Here is a 2,315-nt window from a genome sequence, read left to right as displayed (position 1 = left end):
CGGTCCTCGACGCCGAACCACAGGTCTTTCAGGTCGGCATCAACTACACCGACGCAGCCAAACTCACCGGCACCAGCGCCGCCGAGCAGACAATCCGCCGGACACCCGACACCGGCCGCTACCTCCTGACCGAAGCGATGGCCACCGGCCCAGCCATGTTCGACACCGCACGACTCGATCGGGCCAGCGGCCATCCGCCCGTCAAGCGTGGCCGCCCGCCCGACAAGCTGGACCACGCCAGCCTCGACGAAGTGCTCTGCATCTCAGGTCTGGACTCCTAATGACGACTGCCCGAAGCCATCTCGGTCATGGCGCACGGATCCTTCTCACCGCGAGCGAACGAGGCTCGCAGTGACACCTGCCCGAAACCGACCCAAGGTGAGCGTGGTCACGACCACCCACAACCAAGAAGATTTTGCCCGCGATGCTTTCGACAGCTTTATCGCCCAGCAGATCGACTTCCCGATGGAGATCATCGTCGCCGACGATGCCTCGACCGATTCCACGCGGGCGATCATTCAGGAGTATGTCGACCGGTACCCGCACCTGTTTCGGCCGGTCCTCAGGCCAAAAAACCTCGGCCTCAACAGGAATCTGGTCGGCGCCCTGTCTGCTGCTCGCGGCACGTACATCGCGCTGTGTGAGGGAGACGACTACTGGATCGATCCGCAGAAGCTGAGGAAACAGGTGGAGTTCCTCGACCGGCATCCAAAGGCCGCGGTGTGCTTCCACCCCGTGCGAACGATCTGGGAAGACGGCCGGGTCGAAGACGAGGACTTCCCGCCGGTCAGCTGGCGTGACGACCTGAGCCTGGATGCCTTGATCAAGCGGAACTTCATCCAGACCAATTCGGCCGTATACCGCCGCCTCCCGAGCTACAGTCGCATCCCGGCGGATGTCATGCCTCTGGACCATTACCTTCATGTGCGTCATGCATTCAGCGGCAACATCGCCATGCTGCCGGAGACGATGTCCGTCTACCGCCGCCACTCGCAAGGTATGTGGCTTAACCGGGTCCTAGACCCTCCCAAGTTCTGGCTGGCCCTAGGTGGCGGGCATGCCGCGATGTACGACGCGATGATCGACCTGGCGGCCGGTGACCCCGCGCGCCAGGAGCTCATTGGCGGGATGGCTGACTGGATTTTCAGTGAGATCGCGAATGTTCCTGGCCCAGAAGGTCGCGCGGCACTCCTGGACTCCATCGCGCGACACCCCCGATGCGCGATGCTGGCCCTGCAGCACCGATGGGCGAATGACGTCGATCGGTTGTTGGCCAGAGTCGAATGCGACCCCGACGATGCGCGGTCGGTATTGCGCCTAGCCCAGAACTATTGCGGTCGGGGCGATTTCGTAAATGCGCGCAAGTGGTACGAGCGGCGGGTTGAGATGGGTGGCTCCGGCGAGGAGGTCTACCACGCCATGTTTCAGATCGCGGTGTCGATGTCGAACCTCGGTGAGCCATGGCCGGACGTTGAGGACGCCTACCTCAAGGCCTGGCAGTTTCGACCGGCCCGCGCCGAGCCGCTGTACGCCGTCGCGTATCGACATCGAGTTGAGCAGCGTTACCAGTTCGCGTACCTGTTCGCCGAGAGGGCTGCCAAAATCCCGCTCCCAGACGAGGACACGTTATTTGTCAGCGCGGAGGTCTATGCCTGGCGCGCCACCGATGAGCAGGCGGTGTGCGCATCCCGGGTCGGTAGGCACGGCGAAGCGTTCACGCTGTGCCGGCACCTGCTGGACCGGCCCGACATCCCCGACCCCGATCGGCAACGGATTGCGGCCAACCGCGACTATTCGGTGCCAGCCATGATCGAGGCCGCCGCACCCTATCCCGAAGCCTTGGTGCAGTCCTTGCTCTCCTGTCCCGGTGAGGGCGAGGTCACCGTCACCCTGGTCGCCGGGCCGGACCCGCGGATCACCGAGCGCACCATCAACTCGTTTCTGACCTGCTGCCTCGATGTGTCACGGGTTGCGCGCTTCCTGGTGCTCGACACCGGCCTGTCGGCCCCCGACCGCGCAAAACTGAAGCAGCGCTACGGTTTTCTCGAATTCGCCCGTCGCAGATCCGTCGACAAGCCCGCTGCCCAACTGGCGCTGCTCCACGCTCGGATCGACGGACGGTTCTGGCTGCACCTGGGCGAAAGCTGGCGGTTTTTCGCCCCCGAGAACTACATCACCCGCCTGACCGCGGTCCTCGACGCCGAACCACAGGTCTTTCAGGTCGGCATCAACTACACCGACGCAGCCAAACTCACCGGCACCAGCGCCGCCGAGCAGACAATCCGCCGGACACCCGACACCGGCCGCTACCTCCT

At 64.1% G+C, this 2,315-nt stretch carries 2 pseudogenes; both read left to right on the top strand.

From position 1 onward, the window contains the following. Window positions 1–281: pseudogene (locus tag WAO18_RS01070) on the top strand (glycosyl transferase); the annotation flags it as partial. A 97-nt stretch (window positions 282–378) separates the two neighbouring features. Then, window positions 379–1,269 (top strand): annotated as a pseudogene (locus tag WAO18_RS01065) (glycosyltransferase); the annotation flags it as partial. Window positions 1,270–2,315: the final 1,046 nt, after the last annotated feature.

Origin of the sequence: Mycobacterium sp., from assembly GCF_049278535.1 — a bacterium.
Lineage (GTDB): Bacteria > Actinomycetota > Actinomycetes > Mycobacteriales > Mycobacteriaceae > Mycobacterium.
This window is presented reverse-complemented; position numbering and strand designations above follow the sequence as displayed.